We start from the raw sequence: 20197 nt of genomic DNA, 5'->3' as shown, positions 1-20197 counted from the left end.
CTGTTCACACTCCTACCTTGCCACCCCTCGCTGAGTCACCGCTGAGAGGCGGCCGGTGTTTCAGCTGAGATCTGCCGGGTTGTCGGATCCCCGGACGGCCGGACTCTACGAACTTTCGGGCCTGCGCTTCCCGGGCATCGCGACACCCGAGAAGTGCAGGAGAGACCCGAGAGGTCAGGCGTTCTCCTTGCGGAAGGTGGAGATGCCCCACCAGACCGCGAGACCGAACAGGGCGACGGTCCAGCCCAGGCCCCAGCCGATGTCGCCCACCCCGAGATCACCGAAGAACGAGGCGCGCACCGCGTCGACGATGTGCTTGGTCGGGATGACGTCGGCCAGCGCCTCGAGCCACCCGGCGCCGAAGCTCATCGGGAGGAAGATGCCCGACAGCAGCAGGATCGGCATCAGCAGCATGTTGGTCACCGGCGCCATGACGTCCTCGCTCTTGACGAGCAGCGCGAACGCGTTGGAGGCGGCGGCTCCGGCACCACCGATCATCACGGTGATCGCGATCCCGACGAGGATCCCCACCGGCTTGAAGTCCATGCCCATCACCAGGCCGAGGGCGACCAGGATGATCGCCTGCACCAGGATCTGCAGCAGGTCGCGGTAGAGACGCCCGAACAGCAGCGCGCCGCGCGAGGCCGGGGTGACACGTTCCGCCTCGATGACGCCCTCGCGCCACTCGCCGATCAGCGAGAAGCCGGCGAACATCGCGCCGAAGATGCCGAGCTGGACGAGCATGCCGGGGACGAACCAGTTGTAGGCGTTGCCGCCGAGCTCCTCGATGAGCGGCTCGAGCAGCGGGCCGAAGAGCAGCAGGTAGAGGATCGGCTGCATCACCCCGATCAGCACCCAGGCCGGGTTGCGGAGGTTCATCCGCAGCTGACGGTTGAAGACGACCATCGACTCCCGGAAGAAGCCGGACTTGAGGACGGGCTGCTGGAACTCGGTCATGCCGCCACCTCCGTAGAGCAGTGCGAAGAATACGGACGCGGCGGCCTGACGCCCATTGTCGCTCGCTGGCGCTCGCTCATCACTTGGCCTCCTGATTCTGCTCGGTGGCCTCGTCGGCCTCGGGTGCGCCTGCGTCGGCATCGCGCAACGATCGTCCGGTCAACGTCAGGAAGACGTCGTCCAGGGTGGGCCGGGCGACCTCGATCGACTCCAGCGAGACGCCGTTGGCCTCCAGGTCGCGCAGCAGCCCGGGCACGGCCTTCCCGGCCCGCGGCACCCGGCCGCTGACCAGCCGCTCGTCGACCTCGATGGTCTCCGAGATCGAGCTGAGCTTGTCGCGCGCGATCGCGACCTGCTCGTCGGTGGCGACCTCCAGGGAGACCAGGTCGCCGGAGACGGCGGCCTTGAGGTTCTCCGGGGTGTCGTTGGCGACGATGCGGCCCTGGTCGATGACCATGACCCGGTCGGCGAGGGTGTCGGCCTCGTCGAGGTAGTGGGTGGTCAGGAAGACCGTCGCCCCGTGGTCGGTACGCAGCGAGGCGATGTGATCCCACAGGTTGGCCCGCGCCTGCGGGTCGAGGCCGGTGGTCGGCTCGTCGAGGAAGACCAGCTTGGGGGCGTGGATCAACGCCATCGCGATGTCGAGGCGGCGCTTCTGCCCGCCGGACATGTTGCGGGGCTTGCGGCGCCACAGCCCCTCGAGCTGAAGCCTCTCGAAGAGCGCCTGTCCGTGGGCGACCGCGTCCTTCTTGGACATCCCGTAGAGCATTCCGTGGTCGACGACCTCGTCGCCGGCGTAGGCGCCCGAGAAGGTCGATCCGACCTGGGAGCAGTAGCCGATGCTTCGCCTGACGTCGATGGACTGCCTGGCCACGTCGAAGCCCGCCACGGTGGCGGTGCCTGCCGTGGGCTTGAGGAGGGTGGTGAGGATGCGCAGGGTGGTGGTCTTTCCGGCGCCGTTCGGGCCCAGGAAGCCGACCACCTCGCCCTCTTCGACATCGAGGTCGACCCCGTCGACCGCGACGACTTCTTTCTTCTGCTTGCCATGGCCGGAGGCGAAGGTGTGCCTCAAGCCGCGTGCGTGAATCATGTGTCACTCCCTTGTGCGTGCATGTCCCAGACAAGCACGGACCACCGACAACAATCACCCGGTTTTACCCGGCTGTTCAAACTTGAATACCGTGAGTGTTCAATTTTGATCCCGGGTTGTCAAACCAATTCGAGCGCGACCCGCGACGGCTCAGCCGCGCAGCATCTCCCGGTAGCGCTTCCGGTCGGCGTCCATCTGCCATCCCGGGTCGTCCGCGGCCGGTGCCCAGTCGGGAGCGTCGCCGGCGAAGAAGAGCTTGCCGCTGCGTACGTCGTCCAGGACCTCCACCAGCCAGGTCCGCTCGGAGCGGAGCTTGTCGAGCTGGAGGTGGAGCGCGGCGACGGTGTGGGGCGGCACCATGCGGGCGTTCACGCGGACCGCGGCGTCGAGCTCCTTGATCGTGCGTTCCAGGTTCTTCAGCCGGACGCTCAGGTGCTGGATCACGGCCCGCCGCTCCAGCAGCGGCACCAGCGAGAACGCGGCGTAGAAGGGGACGCCGTTGTAGACGTCCACGGCCTGCAGTGAGCGGGTGACGAGGCGCTCCAGCTCTGCCCGGCCGCTGGTGCTGATCTCGTAGACCGCGACCGTTCGCCCGTTGTCGACCAGATCGTGCCTGGTCAGATGGCCCTTCTCGGTCAGCGAGGTCAGCGCGTGGTAGATCGAGCCGGGGTTGATGTTGGCCCACTGGTCGACCTGCCACGACATCAGCTCGCGCCGGATCTGGTAGCCGTTGACGGGCTCGAACAGCGCCACTGCTCCCAGCAGCAGCATCCGTGTGTCGTCTCCGGCCATAGGGAGATTCTAGGGGCGGCACGACCGGGCCTCAGTGGGACGTCAGCTGCCAGAGATGGCCGTCGGGGTCCGCGACGAGCGCGCGGTATTCACCCCACGGCGCCGACTCCGGCTCGAGTACGCCGCGGCCGAGCGCCGTCGCGGCCGCGTAGCGGGCCTCGACATCGCCGCGCGAGCCGAGCTCGATCGTGACCAGGCACTGCCTCGGACCCTCCGGCAGGGTCGCTGCGTCCATCGGCTCGTCCCCGAGCTGTCCGGTGACCCACTTGAACCCGCCGGTCGGGATCATCATCACCTCGCAGGAGTCCGACAGGGTCGCGCGAAGCGGCTCGGGGACACCGTCGTCGGCGAGCTCTCCGGGAGTCTCGAGGCCGAGGCCGTCGCGGAGGAAGACGTGGGACCGGGCGCGGTCCCGGGTGGGCAGGGCGATCGTCGTACGCATCCGGAGCTCCTCAGTGACAGCAGTGGTCGGCCGTGGGGGCGGTGTCGGATCCGAGGTCGTCGTCGCGTCCGGCGGCGAGCCGCGACCACTGCGCCGTCGGGCGACCGCTCACGCCGGCTCGATGGTTGGTCGTCGACGCCTGCTCGCTGCGGAACTGGCTGCCGTCGATGCCCGTGAGCCGCGGCCAGCCCTGCGGTGAGTCCTCCCAGGTCTCCTGCCGCCCGTAGACGGTCATGTCCAGGATCCCGTACGACGCCGACATCGGCTCCACGCCGCGTCCGGTCGTGCGATAGGTCTCGAAGACCCGGTCGCCGTCGCGCAGGTAGCAGACCTTGCCCCCGAAGAACCCGCGGGCGTCGAGGACGTCCCACGACTCCTCGGGCACGGAGTACCACGGCATCTCCCACCCCATGAAGTCCCGGTAGCGGGAGCTCTCCGGATAGGGCCCCTGGCAGAAGACGGCGTACGTCACTCCTCGCGAGTGCAGGTAGCCGAGCTCGCTCACGCCGCCGCTGAAGAACGTGCACCCCTCGCACTGGTCGGCGGCGGCATGGCCGGTGTGCCACATGTGGTAGCTCGCGAAGAGCTGGTCGCGCCCCTCGAAGGCGTCCAGCAGGCTCATCCGTCCGTCGGCGCCGACGAGCGGTGCGGCCGCGTCGACCTCGGTCATCGGGAGCCTTCGCCGGGCCGCGGCGAGGACGTCGCCGGCGCGGGTGTGGGCCTTTTCGCGGTCGAGGAGCGCTTCGCGCTCGTGCAGATAGGTCGTCCGGTCGACGACCGGTGGCAGCGGGATGGTCGGCTTCATAAAAACTACGTTAAACATAGTTGATACTCTTGTGAAGAGAGTTTGGAGGATCGATGCCGAAGAAGCAGACGTACGCCGACCTGGGTGATGCCTGCGCGACCGCGCACGCCATGGACGTCATCGGGGACCGCTGGAGCATGGTGATCGCGCGCGAGCTGTTGCTCGGTCCGCGCCGGTTCGCGGACCTGGCCTCGGCCGTCGTCGGGATCACGCCCGCCGTGCTGACCTCCAGACTGCGGGCGCTGCGGGACGCCGGCGTCGTCGAGCAGGCCCAGCTCGACGACCTCGGACAGACCCGCGTCTACCGGCTCACCGAGTGGGGACAGGGCCTGGAGGACGTGATGCGGTCGCTCGGTCGCTGGGCGCAGGGCTCGCCCGGCTTCCCGGTGCCGGAGGGGAGCATGACCCCCGACGGGGTGATCGTGGCGATGCGCACCATGGCCCCCTACGCCACGATGGCCGCATGGGATGACGGCCCCGTCCGGATCGTGATCGAGCTGCACGACGAGCGGCGTCCCGCCGCGGGCGTACGCCGCTACCGGCTGCACTGGGACGAGGACCATTTCGAGCTGACCGTGGGTGCGGACGACGCGCCCGCGGCGACCGTCTCCGGCGACTCGTCGGCATGGGCGGACGTCGTCTTCGCCGGGAGCCCGGTCGACTCGATGGCCGTCGAGGGAGACCGGCGGGCGGTGGAGCGGGTGGCTGCTGCGTACGGCGCCATCGCGTAGCGCCCTCGCATCGGGTTCAGCATTTTCACCGGCACGGCGGGACCTCTGGCACTGATGACCCGTAGTTCGGGCTCACTACTCTCGATGGGTTCGAATGACTCGGAGAGGATCGACGTGACCCTGAACCTGACGTACGGGGACCTGGGAGACGCGTGCGCTGCCGCGCACGCACTGGACCTGATCGGTGACCGGTGGAGCCTGATCGTGGTGCGCGAGCTGATGTTCGGGCCGCGTACGGCACGTGACCTGCAATCCTCCGTGATCGGGGTCAGCACCGACGAGCTCAAGGACCGGCTGCAGTTCCTCGAGCACGCCGGTGTCGTGGTCGAGACCGAGCTCGGCTACATCACCAAGACGACGGCCTACGCCCTCACCCCGTGGGGACGCGAGCTCGAGACGATCCTCGGAGCACTCGGCCGCTGGGCCCACGGCTCGACCCGCTTCCCGATCATGTCCGCGGGGATGACGCCCAGCGGCGTGATGGTGGCGATGCGCACGATGGTGCCGGCCGGCAGCGCGACGACCGCCGAACCGATCAGCGTCACCTGGGAGCTGACCGACGCACGTCGGCCGGACGCCGACCCGCAGCAGTTCCGGCTGGTGTGGAGCGGCAACCAGTTCGACCTCGCCGAGGGCACGCTCGAGGACGCCGACGTGACCATCGCGGGCGACTCGACCACCTGGACCGGTGTCGTGTTCATGGGCTTCCCCGTGGATGCCGCGATCGCCGAGGCCGGGTTCAAGGTCGAGGGTGACCGTGCCGCGCTGGATCGCGTGCTCGGGCTGTTCGCGGACACGCTCGCCGAGGCCAGCTGACGTTCTTCCGCCCGGCGGTCGGGACAACAGCGTCGCCGTCGGGTGTGACGTGGTTCACTGGACTCGACGGATCCGGCTGCTCGGAGAGGACCGACGTGACCCTGAACCTGTCCTACGGGGACCTGGGAGACGCGTGCGCGGCCGCGCACGCACTGGACCTGATCGGTGACCGGTGGAGCCTGATCGTGGTGCGCGAGCTGATGTTCGGGCCGCGTACGGCTCCTGATCTGAGGTCGTCCCTGATCGGGGCCAGCACCGAGGAGCTCAACGACCGGCTGCAGTTCCTGGAGCGCGCGGGCGTCGTGGTGGAGACCGAGCTCGGCTACCTCACCAAGACCACCGCGTACGCCCTGACCGACTGGGGCCGGGAGCTGGAGAAGGTCCTCAGCGTCCTGTCGTTGTGGGCCCTGGAAGGCTCGGCGCACTTCCCGGTCCCGTCGACGGGGATGACGCCCAGCGGGGTGATGGTCGCGATGCGCACGATGGTCCCGCCCCAGAGCCTGCCCACCCAGACTCCGCTCCGGGCCACCTGGAGGCTGACCGACGCTCGCTGCCCCGACGTGGAGCCTCTGCAGTTCCGGCTGGACTGGAACGAGTACGGCTTCGATCTCGACGTCGGTGAGCTCGCCCGGGCGGACATCAGCGTCACCGGCGACTCAACAGCCTGGGCGGGAGTTGCCCTCCTCGGTCAGCCCCTGGCCGACGCCCTGGAGAAGGGCGATCTGCGGGTCGAGGGCGACCGGGCGGCGCTGGGCCGCGTGCTCCTCGTCTTCTCCGACGCGATGGCGGCGGTCGGCGCCTAGGGCGTGTCTCCCAAAGACACGGCGGGCGTGGATTTGGGAGACACGCCCTAGGGGGCGGGGTCGGCGCAGAAGGCGATCAGCTCGCCGCGCGCCTTGCCCTGCTCGATCAGCTGGCCGACGTCGAGCGGGACGTGCTTCAGCTCGCCGAGCGGGGAGCGGATGATGGCGCTCTGCCGGCGCCAGGGCGCGATCGTCGGAGGAGCCACGCAGTGGTGCTGCTCGAGCATGGCGGCGAGCTCGGGCTGCTCCCGCTTAGCCAGCGACCGCGGCTCGGACGGCGTGGTCACGGCCACCAGACAGAAGGCCGCCAGCGCGGTCAGCGCGCAGACCTTCATGGCGGCGACGACCAGCGTCAGAGGTCGCGGGGTGTCCGAGTGCACGCTTGAGACAACGACGGATCGGCCCGACGGTGACGGCTGCGTTCGGGCACTATGACGAAGGTCCCATCCGGACACCGGGGGCAGACCAGGTGCAGAGTCGCTAGTGTCGCGTCATGCCTTCGCGTACGTCTTCCTGGTTCTCCTCGCCCGCCGAGGCCGTCACCCGTCTCGGAGACGTCGGCTATCTCGCGGACGACTCGACCGCGTTGACGAGCTACCTCGCGGGGGCGCTGGAGAAGCCGGTGCTCATCGAAGGACCGGCCGGCGTGGGCAAGACCGAGCTGGCCAAGGCGATCACCCGCGCGACCGGGGCCGAGCTGGTCAGGCTGCAGTGCTACGAGGGTCTGGACGAGGCCCGGGCGCTGTACGAGTGGAACTACAAGAAGCAGCTCCTCCGCATCCAGGCGGCCAACGACGGCCAGGCATGGGAGGAGACCCACGACGACATCTTCTCCGAAGAGTTCCTGCTGACCCGGCCGCTGCTCACCGCGATCCGCCGCGAGGAGCCGACGGTGCTGCTCATCGACGAGGTCGACAAGACCGACGTCGAGGTCGAGGGGCTGCTGCTCGAGGTGCTCTCCGACTTCCAGGTGACCATCCCCGAGCTCGGCACGATGACCTCGACCCGCCGTCCGCTGGTCGTGCTCACCTCCAACGCCACCCGCGAGCTCTCCGAGGCGCTCAAGCGACGCTGCCTCTACCTCCACCTCGACTACCCCGACGCCGACCGGGAGCGCGAGATCGTGCTCTCCCAGGTGCCCGGGCTCGACGACAAGGTCGCCCGCCAGCTCGTCTCCGTCGTCGGCCGGCTGCGCGAGCTGGAGCTCAAGAAGGCCCCGAGCATCGCCGAGTCGGTCGACTGGGCGCGCACCCTGATCGCGCTGGAGATCACCGACCTCTCCGACAAGGCCGTCGCCGACACCCTCGGCGTCGTCCTCAAGCACTCCTCCGACGTCGACCGCGCCGTCCGAGAGCTGCGGTTGAAGAGGTGACTCTCCTCGACCGGCACATCGAGTTCCTCGAAGCACTGCGGGGAGCGGGGCTGCCGGTGTCGCTCTCCGAGGGCCTCGACGCGGTCACCGCTCTCGGCCTGATCGGCTGGACCGACCGTCAGCAGGTCAAGGAGGCGTACGCCGCGACCCTGGTCAAGCGCGCCAACCAGCGGGCCACCTTCGACGGGCTCTTCGAGCTCTACTTCCCACGGATGGTCGGCTCGGGGATGGACGCTGAGGCGGCGGCCGCAGGGGTGACCAAGGACGGTCCGGAAGCGCTCGAGGAGTTCTCCTCACGGCTGGCCGAGGCGCTGGAGGCCGACGACGTCGAGATGCTCCGCCAGCTTGCCGCCGAGGCGGTGGCCCGCTTCGGCGCGATGCCCGGCCGCGGGCCCGGGCTCAGCTCCTGGTCGTCCTACACCGCGCTGCGCCGGCTCTCGACCGACGAGCTGACCGCCCGGCTCATCGAGGGTCTCCAGCAGGGTGGCTGGACCGAGGAGGAGGCGGCGCGCGTCGGCACCCGACGGATGGACCGCTTCGCCGGCCTGGTCGAGGCCGACGCCCGCCGCCGGATCGCGGAGGAGAAGGGCCCCGAGCAGATCGCCAAGATCGCCGTACGCCCCACCATCGAGAAGCTCGACTTCCTGCATGCGCGGCGGGCCGACCTGGAGGCGCTGCGGCGCGAGATCTACCCGCTGGCGCGCCGGCTGGCGACGCGGCTCACCCAGGAGCACCACGCGCGCCGGCGAGGAGCGGTCGACCTGCGGCGTACGCTCCGGTCCTCGATGTCCACCGGCGGGGTTCCCGTCGACCTGCGCTTCAGGCCGAAGCGGCCGCACCGCACCGAGCTGGTGATCCTGTGCGACGTGTCCGGCTCGGTGTCCAACTTCGCGACGTTCACGCTGATGCTCGTCTTCGCGCTGCGCGAGCAGTTCGGCAAGGTGCGCGCGTTCACCTTCGTCGACGAGATCCACGAGGTCACGTCCTACTTCAAGCCCGGCGCCGACCTGGTCGACACGATGACCGAGCTGACCAAGGCGACCGAGCACGCGGCCCGGATGGGGCGCACCAACTACGGCCGCGCCTTCTCCCTCTTCCAGGAGCGGCACGCCGACGCCCTCGGCCCCAAGTCGTCACTGCTGATCCTCGGCGACGCCCGGTCCAACTACTCCGACCTCGCCGTCGACTCGCTGCGCGCGATGGCCGACGCGGCACGGCACTCCCACTGGCTCAACCCCGAGGTCCGTACGCAGTGGGACACCGGCGACTCCGAGGCGACGCGCTACGGATCGATCATCGAGATGCGGGAGTGCCGCAACCTGACCCAGCTGAGCGAGTTCGTCCACGACCTGGCCTGATGCCGGGTCGTGGCGGCCTCACTGCAGCTTCAGGTCGAGCCCGTAGACGATCCGGTCGGCGACCCCGACCGAGTCGGTGACGCACACGATCCGGTCCTCGGCGAGGAACCGGCGCCGGTCGGAGAGGACCGGGGTGCCGTCGGGGATCTGCAGGTCGTAGGTCTCCTGCGGCGTCGGCATCCGCGACTCGATGTCCATCGCGACCGTGGTCACCTTCACGCCGACGGTGGCGAGCAGATCCTTGATCGGCGGCTGCGGCCAGTCGTCGGTCGGGGTGGCGAGCGGGGTGTCGATGACCAGCGGATAGGGGATGTAGGCCGTGGTGCGGTACTCGGCGGTGTCGTCGCCGCTGATGTAGAAGGTGTAGGTGGTGCTGAGGAGCTCGCTCCGCGGATCGATCTCGAAGGCCGCTCCCAGCTTCTCGCCGGCCGCGATCACCTCGTAGGAGTGCTCGATCGAGAGGCCGTCGTCCGGACCGCGTGGGGGCTGGTTGTAGGCCGCGTCCGGCTTCGCCGGGTGGCTCCGGTCGGTGATCAGCATGCTCATCAGGTCGTAGCGGGTCTTGGTGGCGTCGCGTACGAAGACACCACGGCCCTGCTCGCTGGTGATCAGGCCTTCGTTGCGCAGCACCGCCAGACCACGCCGGATCGTGGCGCGGTCGTAGGGGAAGGTGTCCATCAGCTCGGGTTCGGTCGGTAGACGCTCGCCGGGCTGGTAGGTGCCGTCGTCGATCTGGGCCCGCAGATAGTCGGCCACGTGGAGGTATTTCGGCAGGCCGCGCGGACGGGGGTTGCTCATGGGAGAACACGTTACTGAGGCGTACAGATCCCGAATAGCCGCATAGCCCCACCCTTTCCGCCTTGACCCGTTGCAATGAGTGGACTTAGGGTCGAACAAGCCTCGGGGCGTTGGGCACCTGGCCCCCGCTGGAGACCGGCGTCTCGAGGCACTCAACGACGAGAGCCATCGACATTCCTTGGGGGGAATTCGTGTTCGTAGACGACAGACTCAGCATGCGATCCAGCGTGAGGCCGCCGGTCCTGGCCAAGGACCCACTGGTCTACCGCACCGACCGAGGCAGCTTCTGGCACCTTCGCTCGGTCAAGAGGAGCAACGGGTACGTGATGACCATGTGCGGCCGCCGGCTGGGCACGTGGCACGTGCTGCCGCCGCGAAGGCTCAGCAAGGTCGCGCCCAACCAGGTCTGCGTCGGGTGCCTGCGCAAGACACCGATCGGTGAGGTGAAACGCCCCAGCGGGTCAGGCAACCTCGAGAAGGCTGAGGTCGGTGAGCCACTCGACCGGCGCGACGTCATCGGTGTAGACCGTCCCGCCCCGGACGCCCGGCTCGAGCCGGGCGGCGGAGTCGGTCAGGGTGCCGGCGAGATCGGCGGGCTGCTCCTCGGCGGTGGCGGTCAGGCTCGCGGCGGGGTCGGCTTCCGGATCGACGGTCGCGATCAGGTGGGTGTTGGTCGGGCCGGAGTCCGAGCGCCACACGGCCTCGCCGAACGAGGTCCGCAGGGTTGCGGTGAGGACCTTCTCCAGCGCTGTCGAGCCCTCCGGGTGGGCTGAGTTCACGACGAGCACGCCACCCGGGTTCAGGTGGTCCTTCGCCAGTGCGAAGAACTCCTTCGTGGTCAGGTAGAACGGGATGTAGGGCTGGTGGTAGGCGTCGACCATGATCGCGTCGTACTTCCGGGTCTGCTTCTGCAGCCACGGGCGGGCGTCGGCGGTGTGGAGGTGGAGGTTCGGCTGGTCCTTGAGATCGAAGAGCTTCTGGCCGACCTCGGTGACGTCCTCGTCGATCTCGACGGCGTCCACCCGTGTCTCGGGGGCGAAGTGTCCGAACTGTCGCGCGGTCGTCCCGGCGGCCGAGCCCAGGATCGCCACCGACTTCGGCGCCTCCGCGCCGGCGTACGACAACGAGAGCATCTCGTCCCAGTAGGCGCCGGTGAGCCATTCACCCTCGTTGTAGACAGAGTGCACGGCGTGGCCCTCGTTGAGCTCGAGGTAGCGGCTGCCGTCGTCGTACTCGACCACGCGGGCGTACTGGTACTCCGTCTCCTTCTCCCAGATCACCTTGCCGCCGTTGCTGGTCAGCGTCTTGATCGACCCGGTCGGAAGCACGATCAGGGCGAGGATCACGGCCGGTACGGCCGCGGCCGGCAGCCGCCGCTTGACCAGGTGCGGGATCGCGCAGATCGCCATGAGCAGAGCGAAGATCAGGAACGTACGCCGCGTCCCGACGACCGGGATGAGGAACAGCGAGGCGGCGAAGGTGCCGACCAGGGAGCCGACCGTCGAGATCGCGTAGAGGCGCCCGGCCGCGTGGCCGGCATCCTCGACGGCTTCAACGCTCAGCCTGACGGCGTAGGGGCTGACGATGCCGAGCAGGAAGAGCGGGATCGCGAGCAGCACGCCGACGCCGACGAGCGAGCCGGCGAAGGTCGCGATGCTGAGCTGGTCGACCGCCCTGACCGCGAGCGGGAGGAACGGGTCGGCGACGAACGGCACCGCGGCGAGGAGGGCGGCGGCGGCGAGCACGATCTTGGCGAGGCCGGAGGGATGCGGGTTCCGGTCGGCGATCCTGCCGCCGACGGAGTAGCCGATCGCAAGTGCCACCAGCACCGTCGCGATCGTGTTGGCCCACACGATCGTCGAGTCGCCGAACCACGGCGCGAGCAGCCGAGCCGCGGCCATCTCTGAGCCCAAGGTGCCGGCACCGACGGTGAAGACGAGAAGCTCAAGCGCACGCGCACGCAGTTTCATGGAGGTGAACCTATCCGGCGGCTCCAACGTCGGCACACGAGACCGGTTCTGGCCGCCGCCCGGCCTTGATCCGGTCGAGCACCGCGGGCTGTCCGAGGAGTACGCCACCGAGCACCAACGCCATCCCGAGCCCGCTGGCCGGGGTGAGATGTTCACCTGCGAAGGCGAGGCCGATGAGGATCCCGGCGACCGGGTTGAGCAGGCCGACCAGGGACACCGCGGCGGCGGGAAGCCGCCGGGCGCCGCGGAACCAGACCGCGTACGCGACGACCGTGCCGACGATGCCGATGTAGGCGTAGCCCCCGATGGCCGGCAGGTCGAGCGCGGGCGGTGGGCCTTCGACGAGGAGGGCCACCGGGGCGAGGGCGAGGCCGCCGAGGACGAGCTGCCAGGCGGTGAAGGTGAGCAGGCCGACCGGCGGCTGCCAGACCTTGACGAGGATGAAGCCGGTGGAGAAGACGGCGACCGAGGCGAAGGCGGCCAGGACCCCGATCAGGTCGAGGCTCGCGCCGCCGCGGAGCACCAGCAGGGCCACGCCGATGGCACCGACGACGCCGGCCGCGAGCGATCCGACCCGCGGCCGCTCGCCGGCGAAGGCCCAGGCCAGCAGCATCACCACGATCGGAGAGACCGCGGTCAGGGTGGCGGCGAGGCCGCCGGGGAGCCGGTAGGCGGCGACGAAGACGAGGGCGAAGAACGCCCCGAAGTTGAGCAGCCCGAGCGCTGCCGTGCGCCACCACCAGGAGCCGTGGAGCAGGCCTGGCCGGAGTGCCAGGAGCAGCAGGCCGAAGGGCAGCGCCCGGACCATGGCGCCGAACAGCGGCCGGTCCGGCGGTAGGAATGTGGCGGTGACGAAGTAGCCGGACCCCCAGGCCACCGGGGCGATCGCGGTCAGCGCGAGGGTCACGAATCTACTTTCCATGGAAGAGATAATATCTTCCTCGTCAGATATATTCCAGTGTCATGGCAGACCACGTCTCGACCGTGATGGCGCAGTGGGAGCGGGAGCGTCCCGACCTCGACATCACCCCGCAGGCCGTCATCGCCCGGCTGCACCGCCTCGGGCTGCGCCTCACCGATGAGCTCGTCGGCGTCTACGCCCAGCACGGACTGGGCGAGGGCGAGTTCGACGTGCTGGCGACGCTGCGACGGCAAGGCGCTCCGTACGCCCTGACTCCGAAGGAGCTCGGCGAGCAGACGATGGTCTCCTCGGGGGCGGTCACCAAGCGGGTCGACCGCTGCCTGGCTCAGGGGTGGGTCAGCCGGGACCGCCGAGACGAGGACGGTCGTGGGCGCCGGATCGCGCTGACCGAGCGCGGGCGCGAGCTGATCGACGCGGCCTTCACCGACCACATCGCCAACGAGCACCGCCTGCTCGCCGTCTTCACCGCGGCCGAGCGGCGCTCGCTCGCCCGGCTGCTCGAGAAGTGGGCCGAGCAGACCGGGGCTTGAGGTTGCCCCAAGGGGAAGCACCAATCTGCTTCCACCGGTGACCTTCACCGGGGAGGATGGTGAACATGAGCGGCCTGGAGGGGCTTGTCAACATCGGCGATTTCGCCCGGGAGACCGGGCTGACGCCGAAGGCGCTGAGGTTGTACGACGACCTCGGCCTGCTGCCTCCTGCCGAGGTGGACGCGGTCTCCGGCTATCGCCGCTATGCGCCTGACCAGGTGGAACGCGCACGCCTGGTGGCCGCGTTGCGCCTGGTCGGGATGCCCTTGGCCCGGATCCGGGAGGTCGTCGACATGCCCGCCGCACTCGCGGCGGTCGAGGTCGAGACCTACTGGCGCCAGGTCGAGGCCGACACGTCCACGCGTCGCACGATGGTCTCCGTCCTCGTCCACCGATTGAGGAGCGAGGCACAACAGATGACCACGTCAACCGAGACCCTGAACGTCGAGTTCGGTGTCAGCCACGAGACCGGTGCCCGGTCGAGCCAGCAGGACGCCGTCCTGGTCACCTCCGAGCTGATCGCGGTCGCCGACGGCTTCGGCGACCGCGACGATCTTGCCGCTGCGGCCCTGACGGCGTACGCCGCCGGCGGGCTGCGGTCGGCCATCCAGGAGGTGTTCGCGGAGGTGCCGAAGTCGGGCACCACGCTGACCGCAGTCGACCTGCACGGCTCGACCGCGCGGGTCACCCACATCGGCGACGCCAGGGTCTTCCTGGTGCGAGACGGAGCCGTACGCCAGGTCACCCACGACCACACGGTTGTCGCTGCGATGGTCGAGGCCGGCCAGCTGACCGCCGACGAGGCTCGTTCCCACGAGCACCGGGCGCTGCTCAACCGCGCCCTCGTCCCCGGAGTCGTCGCCGACGAGATGTCGCTCGACCTGCTGCCCGGCGACAGGCTGGTGCTGACCACCGACGGCGTCCACTCCCACGTCGACGACCTGGACGCCCTGATCACCGCCGAGGCCGGCCCGCAGGCGGTTGCCGACGCGGTGGCCGCCGCTGTCGTCGCCGCAGGAGAACCGGACAACCACACCATCGTGGTCGCCGACCTGACGTAGCCGAGTCGGCTTGTCCTGACCTGATTCCCCGTCGGGGGGGGGGGGGGGGGGGCGCGGCCCCCCCCCCGGCGCGCGGGGGGGGGGGGGGGCCCCCCCCGCGGGGGGGGTGGCGGGGGCCCCCCCCCCCCCCCCCGACGCGGGATCCGGTCAGTTTGCGCCGACTCGGCGTGGGGGTGGCTCAGTCGGTGCGGCGCAGGCGCTGCCACCAGTGCTGCCGGCCTGCTGGCGCTGCGTCCAGGTCGGCGGCAGCGGCGGCGAACGAGTCGCGCAGGGAGGGGTAGACGAGCTCGATCTCGGGGTGCTCGTGAAGCGTCTGGGCGATCCGGCGGGCGAGCCGCTTGCCGACGGTGGCGATGTGCCGTACGACCGCGTCGACCTCGTCGTCGGTGAGCTGTTGCGGGTGGAAGGGCTTCTGCGGCTTCCGGCGCAACAGCTCCCGCATGGGCTCGAGGGAGTCGATGTCATACCGCAGCGCCAACGCGTGCAGCTCGTCGTCGGCGATCTTGCGGAGCCGCTCGTGGTCGGCGGGAGGCATCAGGGTGTAGCTGGTCGGCCCGAGGGGGCAGGACTGGAGGTGGACGTCGAGGCGCTCCTGCAGCTGAGGCCCGAGCGGGAGGACGTTGAGCGCGCGCTTGATCTCGAGCGCGTGCAGCGAGTACGAGAGGTTGACCTGCCTCAAGGAGAGATCGCCGAGCTCGGTGGCGTCGATCCCGGTGGTGTGGAGCAGGTCGGTGAGCAGGTTGTCGCCGACGAAGAGCTCGGGGAGGTAGGGCCGGAGGACGAGCCGGGAGCGCACCGCCTCGGAGTCGAGCGCGTTGTAGAGGTGCTGGTGACCCAGCCATCCGCCGTACCCATCGGGGGACGCCTCGAACGGATCGACGTGCCCGAGCCGCTTGACCCGCTGGTTGTAGTCGGACTCCAGGAAGGCGAGGGGATCGCGGACGTACAGGACGAACCGGGCCTGCGGCGGCAGCAGCTCGGTGATCCCGGGCAGCTCTGGCAGGAACGCCTCGGAGGAGAGCAGCAGGGTGTGGCATCCGCTCGCCTCGAACTCCTCGAGCGTCCTGGTGACCTCGCGAGGCGAAGCCACGAAGAGGTGACCCGAGCGCTCCATCAGCGAGCCGGCGTTCCCGGCGCTGATGCCGTTCTTGTCGACGGTGTGCTGAGGGTAGAAGATGCCGGCTCCGGCGAGCTTCTCCGTGTTGGTGTGGAAGTACGCCTGGACCGCGGAGGTGCCCGTCTTGGGGAGGCCGGCGTGGACGACGATGGACTTCACAGGGACCGATCCGGGTAGGCGTCAGAGTGCGCGTCCTACACCGTATCGACTCACGCCTGTCGGGCAACTCTGCCGCTCGGGCGATGACCCCCCGACAGCCACGCGGCCGTGGTTGCCGGGGGTCATCCCGAGATCGCCGGGCATCGGGGGTCAGGAACTCTTGCCCCAATCTGGCGCGCACGTGACGGTAACGCCCGTGACGGTCGGTGCGGTCGCCGCCACCGTTCCTCGGGTGACCGTACTCCGGATCTGGAGCACCCCTCCGAGACTCTTGCGAGTCGTCCGCTCGCCGGTGTCGCTGTCGACGATCACGATGGAGGTCGCTCCGGCGCTCGTCACCTGAATGATCGACCCGTCCGCGCCGGGGCACGAGATCACCGCCTTGCGGGTGTCCGCCTGCGATGCAGCGGCGGTGCCGAAGAGCGTGATGCAAGCTATGCCCAGGACCGCGGCGAATCGCCGAGTGGAAGCTGGAAGTGTCATCTGACTTCTCCTGACTGCTGGCTCGGAGTCCTCACGATCAGCCTCGAAGATGTGTGCAGTAGGTGTCTGCGCCGCTCGGGACAAACGCCATCAGCGTCCCCGATGTCTTCTTGGCTCCGTTCTGGGTCCTGGTGACCTTGTAGAAGATCTGGGTGCCCATCGGGTACGCCTTCAGGACGGGCCGACTCGAAGTGATCGTTGCTTTGCAGCTGACGGCGACGGTTCTCGTCGTAGCGCTCGAGATGTTCAGGGCGCCCGCGACGGTTCCGCGACTCACACCAAGCGAAAGGCTGATCTCGCGGGTGGCCGAGAGGCTTCGCTCGATGATGCAGACGAATCCAGGGGTTCCGGAGCACTGAGCGAGCATGTTGTTCATGTTCACCATGCCCGCGGAGCGGCTGATCTCAGTCACCTTGTAGGTCGTGATGGCCGATGCAGGTGCCGCGGTCGCCACTGTGCCGAGCACGGATGCGATCGCTGAGACCATCCCGACAGCGATCATCGCGACAAGCGTGCGGCGGCTTCGCGTGTGTACGGGGGTTTGTAGGTTGGTGGTGACCATGTGATCAGGCTGCCGAGCTCGACAGGGCACAGCGGAAGCCCTTCGGGTCGTACGCCCGCTGCTTGGAGTTGGTCGTCGAGACCAGCTTTCCCGTGAAGTAGTCGTACTTCCTGGTGCGCACGGTGTAGGACCAGACATCCGACACGGTGTAAGCCACCACATAGCGGTGTGTGCGCGTCGGCTTTCCGGTACAACGGATCGAGATCGACTCGGTCTTTGCGCTGCTGATCCCCAGCTGTCCCGCGACGAAGGCCACGCTGACGCCGGCGGAGACCCCGATCTTTCGGGTTGCGGATCTTGTCACGCTGATGCCGCACTCCACGGTGCTGCTCGGTGAGCCGCACGAGCCCAACTGCTCGCCGTACTGGGTCACGCCACGAGTGACCGACTTGCTGACGACGGTCACTTCGAATCTGTACTGGTCGGCAGAGGCCGACGGCGCGGCAGAGGCCGGTGCAGCCGGAGCGAGCATGAGCGCGACGGCGAGCGCACTGATGATGCCTGCTGCGCCGATGCGCAGGTTGCGTGTTCTTCTCATCTGGTTTCCCTTCGATTTCGGCGGGAGCACCTCAGGCGAAGAATCTGTGCCCCGCTCAGGGGAACGCTAGGGCGAGTGCCGGCATCGCAGTTCCCGTACTCGACCCGTACTCACCCGTACCAGCCGCAGGAAGCGTGGAACGGCGAAGACCCGGGCATGGGATGTTGTCCGAGCTGACCTCGAGCCACATCATCCGGCCACGTTTCTGCGCTCCTAGGCGCCACGCCGACGTGAAGTATCCCGTAGTCCGCCCGTACCTCTGTTCGCGGCCGGTTCCATCTGAGTCCGATTACGCGAGGTACCCCAGACTGCGGATCCGCCCGATCTCGTCCCGGAGCTCGTCGTGGCTGGCGTTGTCGGCGGCCCGTCCACCGGCCACGTAGTGACTCTCCTCCGCCGTGGTGCCGTCGTAGACGACCGTGAACCGGTGTCCGACGCCCGCGTTGATGAGCCCGCCGAGGAGCGCGACCGGGTCGGAGCGGTCCTCCAGCGACAACACCCGCGTGGTCTCCGGAACCCGCGGCGCTGCCGCGCCGGGAGCACCCACGGTGACCACCTGGTCCACGACGTACGCAGCCCCGGCCGTCGCCGCGATCGAGGCCGCCGCGGTGCCACCGGCAGCGGCGCCGACCAGCATCACGTGCGAGCCGGCCGCGACCGCCTCCTCGATGGTCCGCGACGCGGTGGCGATGTAGTCGGAGAGGTCACCCGAGACGAGCCTCAGGCGCCGGCTGCCGGCGTACGGACCCGGCAGATAGGCGATGTAGCGGCCGGGGGCCGTCTTCTGAACCGCGACGCCGGTCTCGGTGGCCTCGAGTGTGCGGATCAGCTCCTCGATGGTGGCCGGGGTGGCGGCGGTGACGTCTCCGGCGGGGGTGTCCTCCTCGGTGGCGGCCAGCGCCCCACCGACGTCACGCAGCGCGTGCCCGGCGTCGGTCGTGAAGGTGTCGATGCCGGCGGCACGCAGCGCGCCCGCGGTGGCCGCCCCGGCGTCGTCGCCGCGCGGGAAGTCGGCGGTGAGCAGCGAGCGCAGCTCGAGCGACTCGAGCAGCCCGCCGCCGGTGGCGATGTGGTCCATCAGCTCGGGATGACCCTGGGCGAGCTCGCCGAGATAGGCGGAGACGCCCTCACGGTCGAGCGCGTCGGTCTCGATCAGGCCGGCGGACAGCAGCGACCCGCCGAGCTCGACCTCGGGGGCGAGGTAGTCGAGTGCGTTGGCCGCGATGGCGCCCAGCGTGCTGCGGGCGGCGGCCTGGAGCTCGTCGATCCAGCGATAGGTCTGCACGGTAGCCCGCACCGAGAGCGCGTCGGCGTCGAGCGCCTGACCGAGCCCGAGGACGCCACCCTTCTCGGAGATCGCGGCCCGGATCTCCTCCTCGGCCGGCTCCCAGGTCTTCGCGGAGAGCTCTGCGGAGGAGGTGACGTCGTCGTCGGTCAGGATCTCGGCGCCGAGCTCGGCCCACTCGCGCAGCTGCGCGCCGGCGTCGCCGATGGAACTGGCAAGGCCGAGGATCTGCGCGTACTTGTCCTCCGGACCCGCGGGCGGAGGCACCGAGTCGGGGGCGCCACCCGGGACCGGTCCCAGGCGGTTGATCGGATCGTTGGACGACGTAGGGCTCATCGGGCCACCTCCGCGAGAACAGGGGCAAGGTCTGCGGCGAGCTCGGACGGCTCCACGCTGGTGATCAGCAGTGTCAGCTCGCCATCGAGCGACACCGTTCGCATCGAACGCCAGCCGTCGTTGACCAGCGTCCAGGAGACCGCGCCGATCAGCGGGTTCTCCGGATCGGCGGTCGTCGCGACGATGGCGCGCAGCCGGCCGTGGGACTCGGTGTGCAGCGCCTCGAGGGCCCTCGAGACGACCACGTCGCCCTCGGTCAGCACCGGCACCAGGTCGCCGCGCCCGGTGCGCAGCGCCTCGAAGACGGCGTCAGCGGTCGCGAACGGGACCTCCAGCTGCTCGGGCACCGCCGAGGTCAGCCGGGCGGTCTCACCCGGCACCGTCGCGGTGCGGCCGAGCTCGGTCGACCAGGCCGCCGAGGGATACCAGGAGAGCTCGAAGACGAGTCCGTCCACGGTGGCGAGCGAGGCGGCTGCCTCCCCCTTCTGCCGGTGCCAGGCGCGGCCGCGGAGGCCGTCGACGACGACATCGAGGTCGATGACCACCTCCGGGGTCGCCAGGAGCCCCAGCGCGCCGGCGATCCCGGCGTCGAGGGTCCCGTCGGCGTCGAGGAGGTCGCGGCGCCGCAGCGAGGTGCTGCCCTCGCCGAAGCCGGCGACGGCGCGGTCCAGGGCCTCGGCCTCGGCTGCCGAGCGGGTCTGTCCCAGGCGGGCGTCGAGCCCGTCATCGAGGTGTGTCGCCACCTCGAACGGGAGCGGAGCTCCGATGCTCTCGCAGGCGTGGGTGAGCTCGGTGAGGGTCAGGCCGACTCGGCGGGGCACCCCTGCCCACGGCTCGGTCGGCGCCGCCGGAGCGGGTCCCAGGTCGATCGTGGTCATCGGAAGGTGACCTCCAGCCAGTCCTTGTGGCCCGGCTCAGGGGCCTCGAATCCTTCGAGCGCGTCCTCGGCGATCAGCGTCTCGGCGCGAGCCTCCGCCTCGGCGATCTGCTCCTTGAACAGGTCGACCTGCTTGAGGTGCTTGGCCATGGCGTCAGCCGCGCGGTCATGCTGCTCGGCCGAGCTCCGCAGCGCAGTGGCACGCTCCTTCATCCGCCCACGGAGGGACTCTGCAGCCCGACCGTGCCATGGCACGGCCTCGGCCTGCACCACCAGCTTGTCAGCACTCGCGCGGATGTCATCCGCCTGCTCTCGCAGGCGGCTCACCCGACGACGGATCACGTCGCTGTCGCCGTACATATCCCTCCTCGGACAGGTCTCTGTGATGGTCCT

At 69.4% G+C, this 20197-nt stretch carries 23 protein-coding genes; 7 read left to right on the top strand and 16 right to left on the bottom strand.

The features are described from left to right. Positions 1–174: 174 nt before the first annotated feature. From ACIRON_RS27310 to ACIRON_RS27290, 5 genes are all read right to left on the bottom strand, one after another. Entirely contained in the window at positions 175–957 is a 783-nt protein-coding gene (locus tag ACIRON_RS27310; protein WP_402997474.1) for an ABC transporter permease, read from the bottom strand. Between the two features lie 79 nt (positions 958–1036). Further along, positions 1037–2047 carry an ATP-binding cassette domain-containing protein gene (locus ACIRON_RS27305; RefSeq protein ID WP_402997472.1) on the bottom strand — a complete coding sequence of 337 codons (1011 nt, stop codon included), beginning with the start codon at positions 2045–2047 and terminating at the stop codon, positions 1037–1039. Positions 2048–2197: 150 nt separating this feature from the next. After that, entirely contained in the window at positions 2198–2839 is a 642-nt protein-coding gene (locus ACIRON_RS27300) for a PadR family transcriptional regulator (protein WP_402997470.1), read from the bottom strand. A 31-nt stretch (positions 2840–2870) separates the two neighbouring features. Further along, positions 2871–3281 (bottom strand): VOC family protein, encoded by a 411-nt coding sequence (locus tag ACIRON_RS27295; protein WP_402997467.1) that lies wholly within the window; start codon positions 3279–3281, stop codon positions 2871–2873. A gap of 10 nt (positions 3282–3291) precedes the next feature. Continuing rightward, positions 3292–4086 carry a DUF899 family protein gene (locus tag ACIRON_RS27290; protein ID WP_402997464.1) on the bottom strand — a complete coding sequence of 265 codons (795 nt, stop codon included), beginning with the start codon at positions 4084–4086 and terminating at the stop codon, positions 3292–3294. Between the two features lie 53 nt (positions 4087–4139). Here ACIRON_RS27290 and ACIRON_RS27285 point away from each other — a divergent pair, with 53 nt between their 5' ends. The 3 genes from ACIRON_RS27285 to ACIRON_RS27275 all read left to right on the top strand — a co-directional run bounded on the left by ACIRON_RS27285 (position 4140) and on the right by ACIRON_RS27275 (position 6436). Then, positions 4140–4817: a winged helix-turn-helix transcriptional regulator gene (locus tag ACIRON_RS27285; RefSeq protein ID WP_402997462.1), complete on the top strand. Its 678-nt coding sequence runs from the start codon at positions 4140–4142 to the stop codon at positions 4815–4817. Between the two features lie 114 nt (positions 4818–4931). After that, entirely contained in the window at positions 4932–5633 is a 702-nt protein-coding gene (locus tag ACIRON_RS27280) for a winged helix-turn-helix transcriptional regulator (protein WP_402997459.1), read from the top strand. A gap of 95 nt (positions 5634–5728) precedes the next feature. Continuing rightward, positions 5729–6436, top strand: coding sequence for a winged helix-turn-helix transcriptional regulator (locus ACIRON_RS27275; protein ID WP_402997457.1), 708 nt, complete (start codon positions 5729–5731; stop codon positions 6434–6436). 47 nt (positions 6437–6483) lie between these two features. On the opposite strand, the gene ACIRON_RS27270 is transcribed toward ACIRON_RS27275, so the two are convergent. Beyond that, positions 6484–6816, bottom strand: coding sequence for a hypothetical protein (locus ACIRON_RS27270; RefSeq protein WP_402997454.1), 333 nt, complete (start codon positions 6814–6816; stop codon positions 6484–6486). 113 nt (positions 6817–6929) lie between these two features. Between ACIRON_RS27270 and ACIRON_RS27265 the strand changes: the two genes are divergently transcribed. Both ACIRON_RS27265 and ACIRON_RS27260 read left to right on the top strand, forming a co-directional pair. Next, positions 6930–7808, top strand: coding sequence for a MoxR family ATPase (locus ACIRON_RS27265; RefSeq protein ID WP_091043344.1), 879 nt, complete (start codon positions 6930–6932; stop codon positions 7806–7808). After that, the gene (locus ACIRON_RS27260) at positions 7805–9166 is read left to right on the top strand and encodes a VWA domain-containing protein (RefSeq protein ID WP_402997450.1); all 1362 of its coding nucleotides are present in this window, start codon (positions 7805–7807) and stop codon (positions 9164–9166) included. Before ACIRON_RS27265 ends, ACIRON_RS27260 begins: the two co-directional genes overlap by 4 nt. A gap of 18 nt (positions 9167–9184) precedes the next feature. Here the strand turns inward: ACIRON_RS27260 and ACIRON_RS27255 are convergent, their stop codons facing one another. The 3 genes from ACIRON_RS27255 to ACIRON_RS27245 all read right to left on the bottom strand — a co-directional run bounded on the left by ACIRON_RS27255 (position 9185) and on the right by ACIRON_RS27245 (position 12856). Beyond that, positions 9185–9964 carry a GntR family transcriptional regulator gene (locus ACIRON_RS27255; protein ID WP_402997447.1) on the bottom strand — a complete coding sequence of 260 codons (780 nt, stop codon included), beginning with the start codon at positions 9962–9964 and terminating at the stop codon, positions 9185–9187. A gap of 461 nt (positions 9965–10425) precedes the next feature. Beyond that, positions 10426–11934 carry a spermidine synthase gene (locus ACIRON_RS27250; RefSeq protein WP_402997444.1) on the bottom strand — a complete coding sequence of 503 codons (1509 nt, stop codon included), beginning with the start codon at positions 11932–11934 and terminating at the stop codon, positions 10426–10428. A gap of 10 nt (positions 11935–11944) precedes the next feature. Then, the gene (locus ACIRON_RS27245; RefSeq protein WP_402997441.1) at positions 11945–12856 is read right to left on the bottom strand and encodes a DMT family transporter; all 912 of its coding nucleotides are present in this window, start codon (positions 12854–12856) and stop codon (positions 11945–11947) included. A 41-nt stretch (positions 12857–12897) separates the two neighbouring features. Here ACIRON_RS27245 and ACIRON_RS27240 point away from each other — a divergent pair, with 41 nt between their 5' ends. Next, positions 12898–13386, top strand: a complete 489-nt coding sequence (locus tag ACIRON_RS27240; protein WP_402997438.1) for a MarR family winged helix-turn-helix transcriptional regulator — start codon at positions 12898–12900, stop codon at positions 13384–13386. A 65-nt stretch (positions 13387–13451) separates the two neighbouring features. Then, complete coding sequence (locus tag ACIRON_RS27235; protein ID WP_402997435.1) at positions 13452–14447, top strand: MerR family transcriptional regulator; 996 nt, start codon at positions 13452–13454, stop codon at positions 14445–14447. Between the two features lie 178 nt (positions 14448–14625). Here ACIRON_RS27235 and ACIRON_RS27230 read toward each other — a convergent pair whose 3' ends face one another. From ACIRON_RS27230 to ACIRON_RS27200, 7 genes are all read right to left on the bottom strand, one after another. Then, positions 14626–15723 (bottom strand): hypothetical protein, encoded by a 1098-nt coding sequence (locus tag ACIRON_RS27230; protein ID WP_402997433.1) that lies wholly within the window; start codon positions 15721–15723, stop codon positions 14626–14628. A gap of 150 nt (positions 15724–15873) precedes the next feature. After that, positions 15874–16206, bottom strand: coding sequence for a hypothetical protein (locus ACIRON_RS27225; protein WP_402997430.1), 333 nt, complete (start codon positions 16204–16206; stop codon positions 15874–15876). A gap of 37 nt (positions 16207–16243) precedes the next feature. Beyond that, positions 16244–16768, bottom strand: coding sequence for a hypothetical protein (locus ACIRON_RS27220; protein WP_402997428.1), 525 nt, complete (start codon positions 16766–16768; stop codon positions 16244–16246). A gap of 4 nt (positions 16769–16772) precedes the next feature. After that, positions 16773–17306, bottom strand: a complete 534-nt coding sequence (locus ACIRON_RS27215; RefSeq protein ID WP_402997425.1) for a hypothetical protein — start codon at positions 17304–17306, stop codon at positions 16773–16775. A gap of 289 nt (positions 17307–17595) precedes the next feature. Continuing rightward, on the bottom strand, positions 17596–18927 hold the full coding sequence (locus ACIRON_RS27210) for a hypothetical protein (RefSeq protein WP_402997423.1): 1332 nt from the start codon (positions 18925–18927) through the stop codon (positions 17596–17598). Beyond that, positions 18924–19805, bottom strand: coding sequence for a hypothetical protein (locus ACIRON_RS27205; protein WP_402997420.1), 882 nt, complete (start codon positions 19803–19805; stop codon positions 18924–18926). Before ACIRON_RS27205 ends, ACIRON_RS27210 begins: the two co-directional genes overlap by 4 nt. After that, positions 19802–20164: a hypothetical protein gene (locus ACIRON_RS27200; RefSeq protein ID WP_402997417.1), complete on the bottom strand. Its 363-nt coding sequence runs from the start codon at positions 20162–20164 to the stop codon at positions 19802–19804. The genes ACIRON_RS27205 and ACIRON_RS27200 overlap by 4 nt, the downstream gene beginning before the upstream one ends. Positions 20165–20197: the final 33 nt, after the last annotated feature.

The sequence above is a fragment of the Nocardioides sp. NPDC101246 genome, from assembly GCF_044767415.1.
Classification (GTDB): Bacteria; Actinomycetota; Actinomycetes; order Propionibacteriales; family Nocardioidaceae; genus Nocardioides.
Note: the sequence above shows the minus strand (reverse complement) of the source record. Positions and strands in the feature narration are given on the sequence as shown.